The organism is Amycolatopsis sp. AA4 (assembly GCF_002796545.1).
Lineage (GTDB): Bacteria > Actinomycetota > Actinomycetes > Mycobacteriales > Pseudonocardiaceae > Amycolatopsis.
On the sequence record NZ_CP024894.1, the window covers coordinates 3,889,028 to 3,905,218 of the forward strand.

At 70.7% G+C, this 16,191-nt stretch carries 17 protein-coding genes; 10 read left to right on the plus strand and 7 right to left on the minus strand.

Translation table 11 applies throughout. From position 1 onward, the window contains the following. The first annotated feature begins 76 nt into the window (after positions 1 to 76). From CU254_RS18145 to hisG, 3 genes are all read left to right on the plus strand, one after another. Complete coding sequence (locus CU254_RS18145; protein ID WP_255409882.1) at positions 77 to 763, plus strand: HAD family phosphatase; 687 nt, start codon at positions 77 to 79, stop codon at positions 761 to 763. Positions 764 to 827: 64 nt separating this feature from the next. Continuing rightward, positions 828 to 1,091: a phosphoribosyl-ATP diphosphatase gene (locus CU254_RS18150; protein WP_037717439.1), complete on the plus strand. Its 264-nt coding sequence runs from the start codon at positions 828 to 830 to the stop codon at positions 1,089 to 1,091. A 35-nt stretch (positions 1,092 to 1,126) separates the two neighbouring features. Beyond that, a complete protein-coding gene (gene hisG / locus CU254_RS18155; protein ID WP_009078133.1) occupies positions 1,127 to 1,972 on the plus strand; it encodes an ATP phosphoribosyltransferase in 846 nt (281 codons plus the stop codon). A 66-nt stretch (positions 1,973 to 2,038) separates the two neighbouring features. Here hisG and CU254_RS18160 read toward each other — a convergent pair whose 3' ends face one another. The 3 genes from CU254_RS18160 to CU254_RS18170 all read right to left on the minus strand — a co-directional run bounded on the left by CU254_RS18160 (position 2,039) and on the right by CU254_RS18170 (position 4,718). After that, on the minus strand, positions 2,039 to 2,974 hold the full coding sequence (locus CU254_RS18160) for a ParA family protein (protein ID WP_037714061.1): 936 nt from the start codon (positions 2,972 to 2,974) through the stop codon (positions 2,039 to 2,041). Positions 2,975 to 3,036: 62 nt separating this feature from the next. Further along, the gene (locus CU254_RS18165; RefSeq protein ID WP_009078136.1) at positions 3,037 to 3,828 is read right to left on the minus strand and encodes a thioesterase family protein; all 792 of its coding nucleotides are present in this window, start codon (positions 3,826 to 3,828) and stop codon (positions 3,037 to 3,039) included. Next, entirely contained in the window at positions 3,828 to 4,718 is an 891-nt protein-coding gene (locus CU254_RS18170; RefSeq protein ID WP_009078138.1) for a RecB family exonuclease, read from the minus strand. The genes CU254_RS18165 and CU254_RS18170 overlap by 1 nt, the downstream gene beginning before the upstream one ends. A 682-nt stretch (positions 4,719 to 5,400) precedes the next feature. Between CU254_RS18170 and CU254_RS18175 the strand changes: the two genes are divergently transcribed. Together CU254_RS18175 and CU254_RS18180 are read left to right on the plus strand one after the other, a co-directional pair. Further along, positions 5,401 to 6,555, plus strand: a complete 1,155-nt coding sequence (locus CU254_RS18175) for a M50 family metallopeptidase (RefSeq protein ID WP_009078140.1) — start codon at positions 5,401 to 5,403, stop codon at positions 6,553 to 6,555. Between the two features lie 81 nt (positions 6,556 to 6,636). Next, the gene (locus CU254_RS18180) at positions 6,637 to 7,467 is read left to right on the plus strand and encodes a tRNA (adenine-N1)-methyltransferase (RefSeq protein ID WP_009078143.1); all 831 of its coding nucleotides are present in this window, start codon (positions 6,637 to 6,639) and stop codon (positions 7,465 to 7,467) included. Here CU254_RS18180 and CU254_RS44145 read toward each other — a convergent pair. Continuing rightward, a complete protein-coding gene (locus CU254_RS44145; protein ID WP_009078146.1) occupies positions 7,464 to 7,922 on the minus strand; it encodes a hypothetical protein in 459 nt (152 codons plus the stop codon). The two genes, CU254_RS18180 and CU254_RS44145, sit on opposite strands and share 4 nt — an antisense overlap. Further along, positions 7,923 to 8,804: a hypothetical protein gene (locus tag CU254_RS18190; RefSeq protein ID WP_037714063.1), complete on the minus strand. Its 882-nt coding sequence runs from the start codon at positions 8,802 to 8,804 to the stop codon at positions 7,923 to 7,925. Between the two features lie 338 nt (positions 8,805 to 9,142). Between CU254_RS18190 and arc the strand changes: the two genes are divergently transcribed. Then, on the plus strand, positions 9,143 to 10,945 hold the full coding sequence (gene arc / locus CU254_RS18195) for a proteasome ATPase (RefSeq protein ID WP_037714064.1): 1,803 nt from the start codon (positions 9,143 to 9,145) through the stop codon (positions 10,943 to 10,945). A 67-nt stretch (positions 10,946 to 11,012) separates the two neighbouring features. On the opposite strand, the gene CU254_RS18200 is transcribed toward arc, so the two are convergent. Further along, positions 11,013 to 11,918, minus strand: a complete 906-nt coding sequence (locus tag CU254_RS18200; RefSeq protein WP_037714067.1) for a DMT family transporter — start codon at positions 11,916 to 11,918, stop codon at positions 11,013 to 11,015. Between the two features lie 120 nt (positions 11,919 to 12,038). Here CU254_RS18200 and CU254_RS18205 point away from each other — a divergent pair, with 120 nt between their 5' ends. The 3 genes from CU254_RS18205 to CU254_RS18215 all read left to right on the plus strand — a co-directional run bounded on the left by CU254_RS18205 (position 12,039) and on the right by CU254_RS18215 (position 14,091). Beyond that, the gene (locus CU254_RS18205; RefSeq protein ID WP_009078154.1) at positions 12,039 to 12,377 is read left to right on the plus strand and encodes a hypothetical protein; all 339 of its coding nucleotides are present in this window, start codon (positions 12,039 to 12,041) and stop codon (positions 12,375 to 12,377) included. Positions 12,378 to 12,473: 96 nt separating this feature from the next. Further along, positions 12,474 to 13,397: an aldo/keto reductase gene (locus tag CU254_RS18210; RefSeq protein ID WP_100266823.1), complete on the plus strand. Its 924-nt coding sequence runs from the start codon at positions 12,474 to 12,476 to the stop codon at positions 13,395 to 13,397. Positions 13,398 to 13,467: 70 nt separating this feature from the next. Beyond that, on the plus strand, positions 13,468 to 14,091 hold the full coding sequence (locus CU254_RS18215; protein WP_009078159.1) for a hypothetical protein: 624 nt from the start codon (positions 13,468 to 13,470) through the stop codon (positions 14,089 to 14,091). Here the strand turns inward: CU254_RS18215 and CU254_RS18220 are convergent. Next, on the minus strand, positions 14,082 to 14,600 hold the full coding sequence (locus CU254_RS18220; protein WP_009078161.1) for an NUDIX domain-containing protein: 519 nt from the start codon (positions 14,598 to 14,600) through the stop codon (positions 14,082 to 14,084). The two genes, CU254_RS18215 and CU254_RS18220, sit on opposite strands and share 10 nt — an antisense overlap. A gap of 40 nt (positions 14,601 to 14,640) precedes the next feature. On the opposite strand from CU254_RS18220, the gene dop reads away from it, so the two are divergent. After that, positions 14,641 to 16,143: a depupylase/deamidase Dop gene (gene dop / locus CU254_RS18225; protein WP_009078163.1), complete on the plus strand. Its 1,503-nt coding sequence runs from the start codon at positions 14,641 to 14,643 to the stop codon at positions 16,141 to 16,143. Positions 16,144 to 16,191: the final 48 nt, after the last annotated feature.

Sequence of the window (16,191 nt, forward strand, 5' to 3'; positions counted from 1 at the left end):
CCGCTCACGGCGGTCCGCGTGGGACGCTGGGGAGGAGCGCGCCCGGCCGGGGCGCGGCACCGGACAAGGAGAAACTGTGACTGCACCGTCCTCTTCGGACGGACTGGCGGCTGTCCTCTGGGACATGGACGGCACCCTCGTCGATTCCGAGAAACTGTGGGACGTCGCGCTGTACGAGGCCGCCGAGGCGCTCGGCGGCACGCTTTCGGAGGAAGTCCGGATGACGCTCGTGGGGTCCAACATGGACGCCACCGCCACCGTGCTGCTGGAGCAGACCGGCCGCCCGGTCACGCCGGAAGCGGTCGCGGAAACGGGGGAGTGGATCCGCCGCCGCACCGCCGGGCTGTTCGACGACGCGCTGCCCTGGCGTCCGGGCGCGCGCGAGGCGCTGGCCGCGGTCCGCGCGGCCGGGCTCAAGTCCGCGCTGGTCACCTCCACCGAACGGGCGCTGACCGAACTCGCGCTCGACACGATCGGGCGGGATTTCTTCGACGTCACGGTCTGCGGCGACGAGGTCGACGGCCAGAACAAACCTCTCCCGCGCCCGTACCTGAAGGCCGCCGAGCTGCTCGGCGTCGCGCCGGAGCGGTGCGTCGCGGTCGAGGACTCGCCGCCGGGCGCGGAGTCGGCGGAAAGCGCTGGTTGCACGGTGCTCGTCGTGCCCAACGACGTCGCCGTCCCGGACGGTCCGCGCCGGGTGTTCCGCACGTCGCTGGCCGGTGTCGGCGTGCCCGAGCTGGCCGCGCTGCTGCCGTCGCTGTGACCTCGGCGGCTTCCGGGTCACCCGGAGCGGCGCGGACGAGCGCGGGATGAAAGGATTCGGCCCCGTGAAGACCTTCGATGAGCTGTTCGCGGAGCTTGCCGAGCGCGCGCGTACCCGTCCCGACGGGTCCGGCACCGTCGCCGCACTGGACGCCGGAGTGCACGCCCAGGGCAAGAAGGTGCTCGAAGAGGCGGGCGAGGTGTGGATCGCCGCCGAGCATGAATCCGACGAGCGGCTGTCGGAGGAGATCTCGCAACTGCTGTACCGGGTGCAGGTGCTCATGCTCGGCCGGGGAATCTCGACCGAGGACGTGTACCGCTACCTGTGACGCGCTCGCGCACCGGAGACCGAGGAGAGACCGAAATGCTGCGTGTTGCCGTGCCGAACAAGGGAGCCCTCGCCGCCGCGTCGGCGGAGATGCTTTCCGAGGCGGGCTACCGCAAGCGACATGACGGCAAGGACCTGACCGTGCTCGACCCGGTCAACGAGGTCGAGTTCTTCTTCCTCCGCCCCAAGGACATCGCCATCTACGTCGGTTCCGGCGAGCTGGACCTCGGCATCACCGGGCGCGACCTCGCGCTCGATTCCGGGGCCCCGGTCGACGAGGTGCTCGCGCTCGGGTTCGGCGCGTCGACGTTCCGGTACGCCGCCCCCGCCGGACGGGACTGGAAACCGGCCGACCTGCAGGGAAAACGGCTCGCGACGTCGTACCCGCGGCTGGTCCGCGACGACCTCGCGCGGCACGGCGTCGAGGCGGAGGTGATCCGGCTCGACGGCGCGGTGGAGATCTCGATCCAGCTCGGCGTCGCGGACGCGATCGCGGACGTCGTCGAGTCCGGGCGGTCGCTGCGGCAGCACAATCTCGTCGCGTTCGGCGAGCCGATCTGCGCTTCCGAAGCGGTGCTGCTGCAGCGCGCCGGCAGCGAAGGCTCGCGGGCCAAGTCGCAGCTGGCGGCTCGGCTGCAGGGCGTGGTTTTCGCGCAGCACTACATGATGCTCGACTACGACTGCCCGCGGGACATCCTCGAGCAGGCCATTTCGATCACGCCGGGCCTGGAGTCGCCGACGGTGGCGCCGCTGGCGGACGAGAAGTGGGTCGCGGTCCGGGCGATGGTGCCGCGCAAGGAAGTCAACCGGATCATGGACGAACTGGCCGAAACCGGCGCGAAAGCCGTGCTGGCCTCCGACATTCGGTCTTGCCGGTTGTAGGGAACTGCTTGCGCAGAGGGCGTCTTCTCTTCGGAGGGGACGCCCTCTGTCGCATGTGGACGGTGCTCAGCGCGGGCGGTTCGGCCGCTTCGGCATCAGGTCGTACAGCTTCTTGCGCGCGCCGTTGTCGTTGACGTTGCGGGCGACCGCGACCTCGGAGATGAAGTCCTCGAAGACGAACTCGTCGTCCGCCGGAACCTCCGTGGGGCCGGGGTTCTGCGCCAGGTACCCGTCCAAGGTCTCGGCGATTTCCCGGAACGACACCGCCTGGATGGTTTCCGGCGCGAAGGTGGTGACCGGGACGCCGTGCGCGGCCGCCTCGTTCATCACGACGCCGAGCGGGATGTGCGACAGCATGGGGACGCCGAAGGAGTACATCTCCTGCAGCGCGGCCGCGGCGTAGTGCGAGATCGGGCGGCGGTACAGGCCGGGCACGATGCCGAACCAGGCGATGGGGTTGCGGCCGGTGGTCTGCTCGACGTAGCGGACCTGCTCCGACAGCAGGCGCAGCGCCCGGATGCTCGTCTTGTCCGGCTGGACCGGCACCAGGATGCCGTGCGACGCGGCGAGCGCGTTGTTCGTCAGCACGTCCTGGGCCGGCGGGCAGTCGATGATCACGTGGTCGTAGTGCGCGAACTGGATCACGCGCGCCAGCTGCCAGCCGGGCACCCGGAACTGGTCCAGCCTGCGGATCAGGTCGAACATGCCCGGCGACGTCGGGATCACGTCGAACGCTCCGCCGCGGCCCAGGTTGCTGCGCGGATGCGGGACGGCCAGCTGCTCGATCGGGCCCTTCCACAGCTTGGTCAGCGCCTTCGCCAGGCTGGGCGCGTCGGCGGGGACCTCGTCCATGCCGAGCATCTCGGTCGTCGCGTGCCCCTGCGGGTCGAGGTCGACGAGCAGGACCCGCCTGCCGCGTTCGGCGAGGGCCGCCGCCGCGCCCACGCTCAGCGAGGTTTTGCCCACCCCGCCCTTCTGGTTGACCACCGAGGTGATCTGCATGCCGGAGCGCTCCCTTGTCGGTCGTTCCGCGAAGGCTATCGGACTTGCCCGCCGCGGCGCGCTCATCCGCCCCCGGCCTGTCGCGGACGCACCAGCAAAGCCTGCGCTCCGGTGCCGACCGGACCGGAACGATCGTGCAGCGTGCTCGTCGCGGTCCCGATCCCGTGCGCCCCGACCAGCGTGACCGCGTCGAGCCCGATCCACTCGCCCTCGGGGAGCCGGCGCAGGTGCACGGTCAGCTCGGAGTTGATGAACCACCAGTCCGCAGCCGGCAGGAAATGCGACACGCCGTTGCCGGAGTCGGCGATGGCGAACAGCCGCTGCAGGCCGGTCGGCTCCTCGCCGTCGACCAGCGGATACCGCTGCCGCGCCCACACCGCGGCCGGGCCCGGCCCGTTGATCGCGCCGCGAACCGAACGCCACTCGATCGCGTGCAGGTAGCCGCCCAGCCAGTCGTCCGGGAAGGCCGCTTCGCTGCCCGCCTCGGCCGCGGGCAGCAGCGGACCGCCGTCCGTGGCGATGTCGGTGGTGTCGGACGTCGCGATCCGCCATCCGGACGCCCGCGCGACCGTCCGGCCGTTCGCCGCCAGCTCGGACTGGACCAATTCGACCGTCCGCCCCGGCCGTTCGATCCACGACCGCTGCTCCAGCTCGCCCACCGGAGCCGGGCCGAGGATCTCGACGGTGACCCGGGCCAGCTGCGCCGGATGCCGCGATTCCAGCCGCTCGAGCCCGCGCACGAGCAGCGCCGACGGCGGCCCGAAATGCTGTGCTCCGGGACTCCACGGACCGGTGGTGTGCTCAGTCGCCTCGTACCGCTCGCCGCCCAGCGGGAGGAAGAACGCGTCGCCCATCAGTCGGCCCGGTCCAATACCGTCTCCTCGCCCGGATCCGGCTCGGGCCAGCCCGGATACTCCGGCGGCGTCCCGCCGAACTCGGGGCAGTGCGCCTGGTGATCGCACCACGAGCACAGCTTGCCCTTGTTCGGCCGGAAATCGCCGGTCTTGCCCGCCTTCAGGATCGCCTGCCAGATCGCCTCCAGCGTGCGCTCGAACCGGACCAGCTCCGCCTCGTCCGGCGTGTACGCCAGCGACTGGCCGTCGGTCAGGTACATCAGCTTCAGCTGCCGCGGGACGACCCCGCGCAGGCGCCACAGCACCAGCGCGTAGAACTTCATCTGGAAGAGTGCTTTGGCCTCGCCGATTTCGCGCGGAGCCGCGCCGGTTTTGTAGTCCACGACCCGGATTTCGCCGGTCGGCGCGACATCCACCCGGTCGATGTACCCGCGCAGCAGCACGCCCGAGCCCAGCTCGATCTCGACGTGCAGCTCGCACGCCTCCGGCTCCAGCCGGCGCGGATCTTCCAGCTCGAAATACGAATCCAGCAGCTTTTCGGCCGAGGCCAGCCACTTGTCGGTCTCCCCGGGTTCGCCGTCCGCGAACAGCTCCGTCCACTCCGGACTCTCGGCGGACAGCTCCGTCCACGTCGGCGCCAGCAGCTCTTTCGCCCGGGGAGCGACCCGTTCGGCGGCGGGCAGCGCGAAAAGCCGCTCCAGAACCGCGTGGACGAGCGTGCCGCGCAGCTGCGCCCGGGTGGGCACCTCCGGCAGCCGGTCGACCGCGCGGAACCGGTAGAGCAGCGGGCACTGCTTGAAGTCGCTCGCCCGGGACGGCGACAACGCGGGCCGCCTCCGGGCAGGCGCGTCGGCCCCGGGAGGGGTGGTGACCGTTGCGGTGTCGGACATGGGGCAGAGCGTAACGCCGGGGTACGACAATTGTGTTTGCCCCGGCTCAGCCGGGGCGTGCGGGATCGCCTTCAAGCCGACGTTTGGGCTGAGCGGCGTGAGGGCCTTCGGCCTGTCACGCCGCTCAGCCCAAACGTCGGCGCGATCCCGCGTTCGGGTCGGGTTGGGCCTGGCTGGCTGGGTTGAAGGGGCTGGGTTGAGGGCAGGGGCGGGCATGTCGTGCGTGGGTAAGGCCAGGGTGGTGGGGAAGCCGGGCGGGATGACGTCGCAGGGGGGCCACTGCCACCGAGTTCGGGACCTGGGTCGCGCCTGCTGAGACGCCTGGCTGGCGCACGTCTGGGAACGGCAGGCGGCGGCGGTCTGGACGACCGACGCGATGCACGACTCCGGCGACGCGTCCTGTCGCGGGGAGTTCCGGAAGGGGGTTGCGCTGGCGAACCTGGAGGACCTCGTCGAGCCGCGCACGCCGCGAATCCGGGGGTTCCGTCGAGGGGTTCGCCGCGGATTCCGGGGCGGGTGCACGTCCGCGAGGGAATCTTCCCGGACTCTGGCTCGCACGGGCCGCTCGCCGATATCGCGGTGCGGGACGGGCGCCAGGCGCGAAGCGGGACGAGACCGACACCACCCGTCCGGGGAGACCGGGTCACCGGCTTCCCACACGCAGCCCCCTACGCTGTCCGGCATGGCCGCGACCAGTCAGCACGGCGCCGGGCCCGCCCGGCGCGCCGGCGGGGACGGCGGTCTGCTGCTGTTCCGCGTCGGCGGGGTGCCCGTTTTGCTCGCCCCGTCGTGGTGGATCGGGTCGCTGATCATCGTGGTGCTCTACGCGCCGCTGGTCGGGCGGCTCCTGCCGGACGTTTCGACACCGACCTCGTGGCTGCTCGCCGCCGCGTTCGCCGTGCTGCTCGGGCTTTCCGTGCTCGCGCACGAACTCGGGCACTGCCTCGTCGCGCTGCGGCTCGGGATTCCGGTGCGGCGGCTGCGGCTTTTCCTCCTCGGCGGACTGTCCGAAGTGGCCCGCACGCCGCGACGGCCGGGCCAGGAAGGGCTCGTCGCCGCGGCGGGTCCCGCGGTTTCGCTGGTGCTGGGCGGGTTCTGTTCGCTGCTGCTGTTCGCGGTGCCGCCGGACGGCGCGGTGTGGCTGCTCGTCGCGGAATGCGCGGTGGCCAACTTCGCGGTCGGCTTCTTCAACCTGCTGCCGGGCTTGCCGCTGGACGGCGGACGGCTCGTGCGCGCCGGGGTCTGGGCGATGACCGGGTTGCGGGCCAAGGGAACCAAGGCCGCGGTCGCCGGCGGCGCGCTGGTCGCGACCGGGCTGATCGTCTGGGCGCTGCTCGGTTTGGCCATGCAGAGCCCGGACCGCTGGCTGCGGCTCGGCGTGTGCGTCGTGACGGCGTGGTTCGTGATCCTCGGCGCACGGTCCGAACTGGCCGCGGAAGCCCGGCGCGGCTGGCCTGCCGGACTGGAACTGTCCGATCTGGTCCGTCCGGTGCTGCAACTTCCCGCGGAAAGCCCGGTGTCGGACGCTTTGGCCGCGTCAGCGGGACGCGGTGTGGTGCTGGTGCGCGCGGACGGCGTCGCGGCGGGATTGCTGGACGAGCAAGCCGCGCAACAGCTGGCGAGTGTCAGTCCGCACGCGCCCGCCGAACAGGCCGCCGAGCCGATCCGGGCGGAGACCGTGCTGCTCGCGTCGGAGCCGGGGGAGGAGATCGCCGAGCGCGTGCGCGAGACGCCTGCCTGGCAGTTCCTCGTGGTCGACGACGAAGGCCGTCCCGCGGGCGTGTTGCGCCGCGAGGACCTGCGGACCGCGCTGATGCAGGGCCGGCGCGCGCAGTGAGAGGCACCCGCGCACGACGGGCGCGGGACGACCTGCGAGGATTCGACGTCGGCGTTCCGGTTTTCGCAGTGGAGGAAGAAGTTGTCGGTCAGCGGACCGTTTCGTGCAGGTGACCGGGTTCAGCTGACGGACTCGAAAGGCAGGCACTACACCCTCACGCTCGCCGACGGCGGCGAGTACCACACGCATCGCGGCGCTCTCGCGCACGACGACCTCATCGGCCGTCCCGAGGGCAGCGTGGTCACTTCGGCGGGCGGCAGCACGTATCTCGCGCTGCGGCCGCTGCTTCCCGACTACGTGCTGTCGATGCCGCGCGGCGCGCAGGTGATCTACCCCAAGGACGCCGCGCAGATCGTGATGTGGGGCGACATCTTCCCGGGCGCGCGGGTCCTCGAAGCCGGTGCCGGTTCGGGCGCGCTGACGTGTTCGCTGCTGCGCGCGGTCGGTCCGGCCGGACAGGTGTTCTCGTACGAGATCCGCGACGACCACGCGGAGCACGCCGAGCGCAACGTCGTGAAGTTCTTCGGCGAGAAGCCGGACAACTGGACGCTCACCGTCGCGGATCTGGCCACGCACACCGGCGAGGTCGACCGCGTCGTGCTGGACATGCTCGCGCCGTGGGACCAGCTGCCGAACGTCGCCGAGCACTTGGTGCCCGGCGGGGTGCTGACCGTCTACGTCGCCACCGTCACGCAGCTGTCGCGCGTCACGGAATCGCTGCGGGAACAGCAGTGCTGGACCGAGCCGGAGTCGTGGGAGACGCTGATGCGGCCGTGGCACGTCGTCGGCCTCGCGGTGCGGCCGGACCACCGGATGGTCGCGCACACGGCATTCCTGCTCACTGCCCGTCGTCTCGCCGACGGCACAGTGTCGCCGCGCGTTTCCCGACGGCCCAGCAAGGGCAAAGGCTAACCAGGGACGCACCATCGGCCGTTCTCGCGCCGCAGCGGGAACGGCGTCTCCTTGTGCCCGCCGGTGCCCTCCACCCGGACGGTCACCGTCGCGTCGTCGCCCGCGATCGCCGGCTGTCCAACCAGTGAGACGCGCAGCGGACCCGCGGCGTCCCATTTCGCCTGGAGTTCCTTCAAGGCCGCGGCAGTTTGCGGTTTGCAAGCGAGAGTGCCGAATTCGGCCGAGTCGGCGCGCGTGATCGCGTCGACGAGAGTGCGCGCCAGCGTCGCGACCGCGGCCTGATCCGCCGCGGGCGCGGGAGTCGAGGACGTGCTGCTTCGCGACGGCGGCGGGGGAACGGGCGGTTCGGAGGCGGTGCGGGCGGGCCCCGGCAGGCCGATCGAGAGCAAGCCGAGGACACCGCCCGCGACGACGACTGCGAGCAGGCCGAGTGCCGTGCCGAGCCGGCGTCTCACCTAGTGGTCCGTGCTGACCTTCCCGAGGCACCAGGCCCCGCCTTGGCGCAGGGCGGTGAGGGTGCCGTCGGCGGTCTTCGTGGACGTGGTGACGTGGTACTTCACCGTCGCCTGGTCGCCGTTCTCCTGCGGGCTGCTGGTCAGCTCGAAGTGGATGCCCGGGGGCATCTTCTCCGTCGTCGGCTTCTGGCCCTTGGTGAGGCTGGTGCACAGCATCGAGAAGAGGCCGTCGGTGTCGGAGCTGTTGTAGGCCTCGGACGCGGCCTGGAACAGCTCGCCCGAGGTCGGCTTCGCCCCGGCCGCCGCCGGGTAGTCGCCGCTGCCCGAGCCCGAGGACGACGAGCTGGACGGGGACGACGACGAACTTCCGCTCGGCCCGCTCGAGGCCGGAGCCGAGGAACTCGCGGGCGGGGCGGCAGTCTTGTTGTCCTTGCTGTCGCCGGTCAGCCAGATGACCAGGCCGGTCGCGCCGCCGAGGACGACCACCGCGCCGATCGCGAGGCCGACGATCAGGCCGGTCTTCTTCTTTTTCGGCGGCTGCTCGCCGAACCCGCCGAACTGCCCGCCCGGCTGCTGCCCGAACGGCCCGCCCGGCTGCCCCGGCTGACCGAACTGGCCGGGCTGCTGTCCGAACTGCCCGAACTGGTCCGGCTGCTGCCCGTACTGCTGGGGACCGCCCTGCTGCGGGTATCCGCCCTGGTAGGGGCTGCCCTGGCCGGGGGCGGCGGGGAACCCGCCGGACTGCGGCGGCTGTCCGCCCTGGTTCCATCCGCCCTGCTGCGGCTGCCCGTAGGGCTGCTGGCCGCCGGGCTGCTGCCCGTACGGGTTCGGCTGCTGTCCGCCCTGGTCCCAGCCGCCGGGCTGCTGCGGCGGATACGTCATCTCGGTTCCCCCTGCCGTGCTCGCGAAAGTCCAGGCCACGCGCGAGCGCGGCCACCCGGGGATGCTAGCCAGCCGCGCGCCTTTCCGCGCAGCCAACCCGCAACTCGGGTTTGCGGAACGCCCGGCGGGGCATCCGTAGGGCGTTCAGTTCCGCGTTGCGGAAACCCGCGCGGAGCGGATTCCCGTCCGCGGCACCGAATCGGCCGCTTGCGCTGCGCTCGCGGCCGTGCATCGCCCGAAGAAAAAGCGCGACGCGCCGGTCTTGTGATGCGGAAAGGCCTTTTCTTGTCGGTGATCGCCGGTACCGTGGAATGAAAAGCACTCCGAGGAGGTGCCCGATGCATCATGACCTTCCCGGAGGTCGGCGCGAGGAGGCCGACCCTTCAGCAACCGGCGGAGCAGGGCAGACACCAGAGGAACAAGCCCGGCAGATCCGTTTTCTCGAGGAAGAAGTGGCGCTGCTGCGCCGCAGGCTCACCGATTCCCCGCGACAGAACCGCGTTCTCGAACAACGTCTCGCCGAGGCGTCGGAACGGGTGAGTCAGCTCACCGAGCGGAACACGAAACTCGTCGAAACCCTGCGCGAAGCGCGGGGGCAGCTGCTCGCCCTCCGCGAGGAGGTCGACCGGCTGGCCCAGCCGCCGAGCGGATACGGGGTGTTCGTCGAGGCGTACGAGGACAACACGGTGGACGTCTACACCGCGGGGCGCAAGATGCGCGTCTCGGTGTCGCCCGCCGTGGAGGTCTCGTCGCTGCGGCGCGGGCAGGCGTTGCGGCTCAACGAGGCGCTCACGGTCGTCGAAGGCGGCGACTTCGAGCGCACCGGCGAGGTGTGCGCACTGCGCGAAGTGCTCGCCCCGGAAAACGAGGGCGGCGTCACGCGCGCGCTCGTGGTCGGGCACGCGGACGAGGAGCGGGTGGTCCTGCTGTCGGACCCGCTCGCCGAGCAGCCGCTCAAACCGGGCGATTCGCTCCTGGTGGACTCCAAGGCGGGCTACGCCTACGAGCGGGTGCCGAAGGCGGAGGTCGAGGACCTCGTGCTGGAGGAGGTGCCGGACGTCCGCTACGAGGACATCGGCGGCCTGACCCGGCAGATCGAGCAGATCCGCGACGCCGTGGAGCTGCCGTTCCTGCACGCGGACCTCTACGAGCAGTACCAGCTGCGCCCGCCGAAGGGCGTCCTGCTGTACGGCCCGCCGGGCTGCGGGAAGACGCTCATCGCCAAGGCGGTGGCGAACTCGCTGGCCAAGAAGGTGGCCGAGGCTCGCGGGGACAAGGCGGACGGCAAGTCCTACTTCCTCAACATCAAGGGCCCGGAGCTGCTGAACAAGTTCGTCGGCGAGACCGAGCGGTCGATCCGGCTGATCTTCCAGCGGGCCCGGGAAAAGGCCTCCGAGGGCACCCCGGTCATCGTGTTCTTCGACGAGATGGACTCGATCTTCCGCACCCGCGGCTCGGGCGTGTCCTCCGACGTGGAGACCACGATCGTGCCGCAGCTGCTGTCGGAGATCGACGGCGTCGAAGGCCTGGAGAACGTCATCGTCATCGGCGCCTCCAACCGCGAGGACATGATCGACCCGGCGATCCTGCGGCCGGGCCGGCTCGACGTCAAGATCAAGATCGAGCGTCCGGACGCCGAGGGCGCGAAGGACATCTTCTCGAAGTACCTGGCCGAGGGCCTGCCGATCCACGCCGACGACCTGGCGGAGTTCGGCGGGGACCAGAAGGCGACGTTCGACGCGATGATCCAGCACACCGTCGAGCGGATGTACGAGGAGAGCGACGAGAACCGGTTCCTGGAGGTCACCTACGCCAACGGGGACAAGGAAGTCCTGTACTTCCGCGATTTCAACTCGGGCGCGATGATCCAGAACATCGTGGACCGGGCGAAGAAGTCGGCGATCAAGTCGGTGCTCGAGACCAAGCAGCCCGGCCTGCGCGTGCAGCACCTGCTGGACGCGATCGTCGACGAGTTCGCGGAGAACGAGGACCTGCCCAACACCACCAACCCGGACGACTGGGCCCGGATCTCCGGCAAGAAGGGCGAGCGGATCGTCTACATCCGCACGCTCGTCACCGGCAAGAACCAGGAATCGGGGCGGGCGATCGACACCGCCACGAACACCGGTCAGTACCTGTAGCGCAGCGCGAACGCCCGTGGGGCCGCCGGAACTCCTCCGGCGGCCCCACGGCGCGTCTCAGGCCGGTTCAGACCCGTTCCAGGACCGGTTGCCGCGCCCGGGAAAGCCGTCCGTGCGACGCCAGGATCCCGAGCACCACGAGCAGCGCTCCGACGGGTTCGTTCCAGTGCACCGGTTCGTCGAGCACCAGCACGCCGAGCAGAACCCCGACCACTGGAGTGAGGTAAGTCACAGCGGAAGCGTTGGCGGCGCCCCACGCGGCCGCGATCGCGGCGTTCCAGGCATAGGCCACGCCGGTGCCGAGCACGCCGAGCGCCAGCAGGGACAGGACCACGGCGGGATTCAGGTGCACCGGCTGCGCGGCGATGGCCGGGGCCGCGGCCAGCAGAACGACCGTGGCGAACCCGGTTTGCCCGAACGCGACGACGACCGGGTCCGGGTCGCGCGGCGACACGAACTTCCGCAAATACACGAAAGCCAAGCCGTAGCAGGTGGTCGCGCCGAGGCAGGCCAGCTGGGCGAGCACTTCGTGGCTGAGGTCGATGCCGCGCCAGACGCCGACGAGCGTCAGCACGCCCGCGAAGCCGATCAGCAGTCCGATTGTTTTCGGCCGCGTCAGCCGTTCCGCGGGCAGTGCGGCCGCGGCGAACAGCATGGTCAGCAGGGGAGTGGTGGCGTTGAAGATGCTGGCGAGCCCGGACGCGACGTACTGCTCGGCCCACGAGAACAGCAGGAACGGGCCGACGCAGAACAACAGCGAAACCACCGCGAGATGCGCCCACAGCGCGGGATCGCGGGGGAGCGACCGCCTGCGCAGCGCCAGGAACGCGCCGAGCGTCAACGCGCCCAGCGCGACCCGCGCGAGGGCCACCTGAGCCGGCGACAGCCCCTCCAGGCCCACTTTGATGAACAGAAAACTCCCGCCCCACACGACGGCGAGCGCGACGAACCGGGCGGCGATGCCGAACCTCACTGAACCTCCGAAACGACCAGCGGACTGCTGCGGCCAGTCAACGTCCGCGCCACGCCCGGCGTCCAGCAGGTTTCGGTCACCGCGTTCGACCTCGGTGTATAACGCCCTATACTGCGCCGCGTGAGCACTGACCACGGCCGCCCGCGCCCGCCGATTACCGAAGCCGACGTCCTCGCCTGGCTCGAGACGACCGCCTCCGCCGTCCAGGCGGGGGAACTCAACGCCAACGACCTCATCGACCTGCTGGGGGAGCTGCGCCGCGCCTCCGCGGCCTGCGCCGACGCCTCCGACTGGGCCCTCCTGGCCGCCCGCGAGGAAGGAGCCAGCCTCCGCCAGATCGCCCCGGTCTTCGGCAAAGGCTACGTCCGAGCCCCCGCCGCCCGCCTCGAAAAACTCCACCGCCAAGCCCAAAACGCCAGCCAATGGCTCGCCATCCTCCGGCACAAACAAAGTGTATAACGACCTATACACCTGGCGATCGGAAAACATTCCCGCTCGCCTTGCTTAACCACGCGCCACCCATTCTCGAAAACCGCTGAAGACAAGGGGATTCCGATGGACCGCATCGCGGTGGGGCTGGCCGCGCTCGGCCGTCCGGCATACATCAATCTGGGCCGCGACTTGCCCGAAGTGCGGGATGTGCCGTCGATGCGCGCCGCGACGCACGAGGTGCTCGACGCGGCGTACGCGGCGGGAATCCGGTGGGTCGACGTCGCGCGGTCTTACGGCCGTTCGGAGGAGTTCCTCGCCAGCTGGCTGGCCGAACGCGGACCCCGGGACGTCACCGTGTCCAGCAAATGGGGCTACCGCTACGTCGGCGACTGGCGGCTCGACGCGGACGTCCACGAGGTCAAGGAACACACGCTGCCGCGGTTTCGCGAACAGTGGCAGCAGACGCGGGAACTCCTCGCCGGCCACGTGCATCTGTACCAGGTTCATTCGCTCACTGTGGACAGTCCACTTTTCACTGATCCGGCCCTGATCGACGCGCTGGCCGCACTTTCCGGCGACGGCGTGGAGGTCGGCTTCTCCACCTCCGGACCCGCGCAGGCGGACGTGGTGCGCCGGGCGTTCGAGCTGGAATCGGGCGGGCGGCCGGTGTTCGGGTCGGTCCAGTCCACTTGGAACGTCTTCGAGCCGTCGGCGGGCCCGGCACTGGCCGAAGCACACGCGGCCGGGAAACGGGTGCTGGTCAAGGAAACTCTCGCGAACGGACGGCTCGTCGCGGAGGCTCCGGAGCCGCTGCGGCGGATCGCCGAGGCGCACGGCGTCGGTCCGGACGCGATCGCGGTCGCCGCGGTGCTCGGACAGGACTGGGCGCCGGTGGCGGTGCTCGGTCCGTCGAGCCCGGCGCAGCTGGCCGCGAACCTGGCCGCGACACAGGTGCGGCTGAGCGACGAGGACCGCGCTGTGCTGGGACGACTCGCGCAGGACGCGCGGGAGTACTGGACGCATCGATCCCACCTCGGGTGGAGCTGAGCGATTGCATTACCCTCGGGGCCCAGCATGGCCCGGGGCGGACGGGCAACACTGAGCGCGGAGGGGCAACGTGCGTCGTCGGCAGGTGCCAGCAGTCGCTGTGCTGGTCGGGCTGGGCGCGCTGGCCGGGCTCGCCGGATGCGGCAACCGGCCCAACAATCTCGAGACCTACTACGACGATCCGGCTCCGGCGCCGGGCACGAGCGCTCCGGTCGCTCCGCCGGTGTCGCGGGCGGCCGCTCCGCCGGTCGTCCCTTCTGCGGCGGCCCCGGATCCGCAACGGGCGGAGGCGGCTCTGCTGTCCGATTCGGACGTTGCCGAGGAGGGCGTGACGCCGGGATCGGGTCGCGTTTCGGGGTGTCTGAGCGGGTTGGCCGCGGGCGAGCGCAAGTCGGTGAGCTGGGTGTATCCGAGCGGTTCGGCGTTGACGCACGAGGTGACGGCGTACGCGGACCGCGCCGGCGAGGACGTCGTGGCGCGTACGCATTGCGCGGGCACGGAGGTGTCGTTGCCGCCGCAGCCGGGGATCACCGTGCAGCGGGCGTGGTGCGAGGGCTCGACGTGTGCGGTGCTGGTGGCGAAGGGGAATCTCGTGTCGGCGCTGAGCGTCGCGGCGAGCACTCCGGCGCGGGCGCAGGACGCGGCGAAGCGGTTGCTGCCGAAGATCGCGGGGAAGCTGACCGCTCAGCCGTAGCGGCGGAACCATTCCTGGACGCCCTCGCGGCCGTCGGGGATGAAGGGCGGGTTCGGTTCAGGGGCGAAGACCCACGCGCGGAGTTCGTCGAGCGGGATCCAGCGTCCTTCGACGATTTCCTCGGCCTGCAGGCGGACCGGGCCGTCCCAGCGGACTTCGAAGGCGAAGTTGTGGCAGCGGATCGCGCCGTCGTCGTAGATCTTGGTGAACAGCGGTTCCGGTTCCACTCCGTGGACGCCGAGTTCTTCGGCGAGTTCGCGGCGCGCGCAGTCGGCGGGGGTTTCGCCCGCGGCGACGACTCCGCCCGCCCAGCAGTCCCAGGTGGAGGGGAAGATGTCCTTGTCCGCGGTGCGGAGGTGCACGTAGACCGACCGGCCGTCGCCCGATCGGACGAGAACGACGCCGGCGGCGTGCCAGAGCCCTTCGGCCCGCACCCGGGAGCGGAGCGTCTCGCCCACCGCGCGGCCCGCGTCGTCATAGAGGGCAACGAGTTCGTCACTGCCTGGCATGGGGGCATCGTCGCACGCGCCGAACCCGTAGGGTGGTGGCATGCGTCGGATCATGGGAACCGAAGTCGAGTACGGCATCGCCGTGCCCGGGGACGCCACGGCGAACCCGGTGCTCACCTCGACTCAGGTGGTGCTGGCCTACGCCGCGGCTGCGGACATCCCGAGGGCGCGCCGGGCGCGCTGGGACTACGAGGTGGAGTCGCCGTTGCGCGACGCGCGCGGGTTCGATCTGACCGGGCCGGGCGGGCCCGGGCACGACCCGGACGTCGAGGACCTCGGCGCGGCGAACGTCATCCTCACCAACGGCGCGCGGCTGTACGTGGACCACGCGCATCCGGAGTACTCCGCGCCCGAGGTCACGAACGCGCGGGACGCGGTGATCTGGGACAAAGCGGGCGAGCGGGTGATGGAGGAGGCCGCGCTGAAGGCGGCCACCGTTCCGGGGCAGCCGCCGTTGCAGCTGTACAAGAACAATGTGGACGGCAAGGGCGCGAGCTACGGCACGCACGAGAACTACCTGATGCAGCGGTCGACGCCGTTCACCGCGGTGATCGCGGGGCTGACGCCGTTCTTCGCGTCGCGGCAGGTGATGTGCGGTTCCGGCCGGGTGGGGATCGGGCAGCAGAGCGAGGAGGCTGGTTTCCAGCTTTCGCAGCGCTCGGACTACATCGAGGTCGAGGTCGGGCTGGAGACCACGCTCAAGCGCGGGATCATCAACACGCGCGACGAGCCGCACGCGGACGCGGACAAGTACCGGCGGCTGCACGTGATCATCGGGGACGCGAACCTGTCGGAGTACTCGACGTATCTGAAGGTCGGGACGACGGCGCTGGTGCTGGACCTGATCGAGGCCGGCGTGCGGTTCGACGACCTGAAGCTGGACGAGCCGGTGCGGGCGGTGCACAAGATCAGCCACGACCCGACGCTGAAGACCAAGGTCGAGCTGGCGAACGGGAAGAAGTTCACCGGGCTGGACCTGCAGTTCGCCTACCACGAGCTGGCGGCGGCGAATCTCGAGCGCACGGGCGCGGACGAGGCGTCGAAAGAAGTGCTGCGGGTGTGGGGCGAGATCCTGGACGCGCTGGCGCGGGATCCGCAGGAGTGCGCGGACCGGCTGGACTGGCCGGCGAAGCTGCGGCTGCTGGAGGGCTACCGGGAGCGGGACCAGCTGGCGTGGGGCGCGCCGCGGCTGCGGCTGGTGGACCTGCAGTATTCGGACGTGCGGCTCGGCAAGGGCCTGTACAACCGGCTGGTCACGCGGGGTTCGATGAAGCGGCTGGTCACCGAGGAGGAGGTGCAGGCGGCGATCACGAATCCGCCGTCGGACACGCGCGCCTACTTCCGGGGGCGGGCGCTGGAGAAGTACGCGTCGTCGATCGCGGCGGCGTCGTGGGATTCGGTGATTTTCGACGTGGGCCGGGAGTCGCTGGTGCGGATCCCGACGCTGGAGCCGTTGCGGGGGACGAAGGCGCACGTCGGGAAGCTGCTGGACGCGGCGGCGACGGCGGAGGAGCTGGTGGAGGCGATCACCGGTTCGGACTAGCGCGATCCCGGCGTTTCGGGCCGAGGGAAGGCCCTTTTCGTCGGTACC

Excerpts from the sequence above, each read along its gene's own strand:
- hisG (WP_009078133.1), top strand. The coding sequence starts at position 1,127 with ATGCTGCGTGTTGCCGTGCCGAACAAGGGAGCCCTCGCCGCCGCGTCG.
- CU254_RS18160 (WP_037714061.1), bottom strand. The coding sequence starts at position 2,974 with ATGCAGATCACCTCGGTGGTCAACCAGAAGGGCGGGGTGGGCAAAACC.
- CU254_RS18165 (WP_009078136.1), bottom strand. The coding sequence starts at position 3,828 with ATGGGCGACGCGTTCTTCCTCCCGCTGGGCGGCGAGCGGTACGAGGCG.
- CU254_RS18170 (WP_009078138.1), bottom strand. The coding sequence starts at position 4,718 with ATGTCCGACACCGCAACGGTCACCACCCCTCCCGGGGCCGACGCGCCT.
- CU254_RS18175 (WP_009078140.1), top strand. The coding sequence starts at position 5,401 with ATGGCCGCGACCAGTCAGCACGGCGCCGGGCCCGCCCGGCGCGCCGGC.
- CU254_RS18190 (WP_037714063.1), bottom strand. The coding sequence starts at position 8,804 with ATGACGTATCCGCCGCAGCAGCCCGGCGGCTGGGACCAGGGCGGACAG.
- arc (WP_037714064.1), top strand. The coding sequence starts at position 9,143 with ATGCATCATGACCTTCCCGGAGGTCGGCGCGAGGAGGCCGACCCTTCA.
- CU254_RS18210 (WP_100266823.1), top strand. The coding sequence starts at position 12,474 with ATGGACCGCATCGCGGTGGGGCTGGCCGCGCTCGGCCGTCCGGCATAC.
- CU254_RS18220 (WP_009078161.1), bottom strand. The coding sequence starts at position 14,600 with ATGCCAGGCAGTGACGAACTCGTTGCCCTCTATGACGACGCGGGCCGC.
- dop (WP_009078163.1), top strand. The coding sequence starts at position 14,641 with ATGCGTCGGATCATGGGAACCGAAGTCGAGTACGGCATCGCCGTGCCC.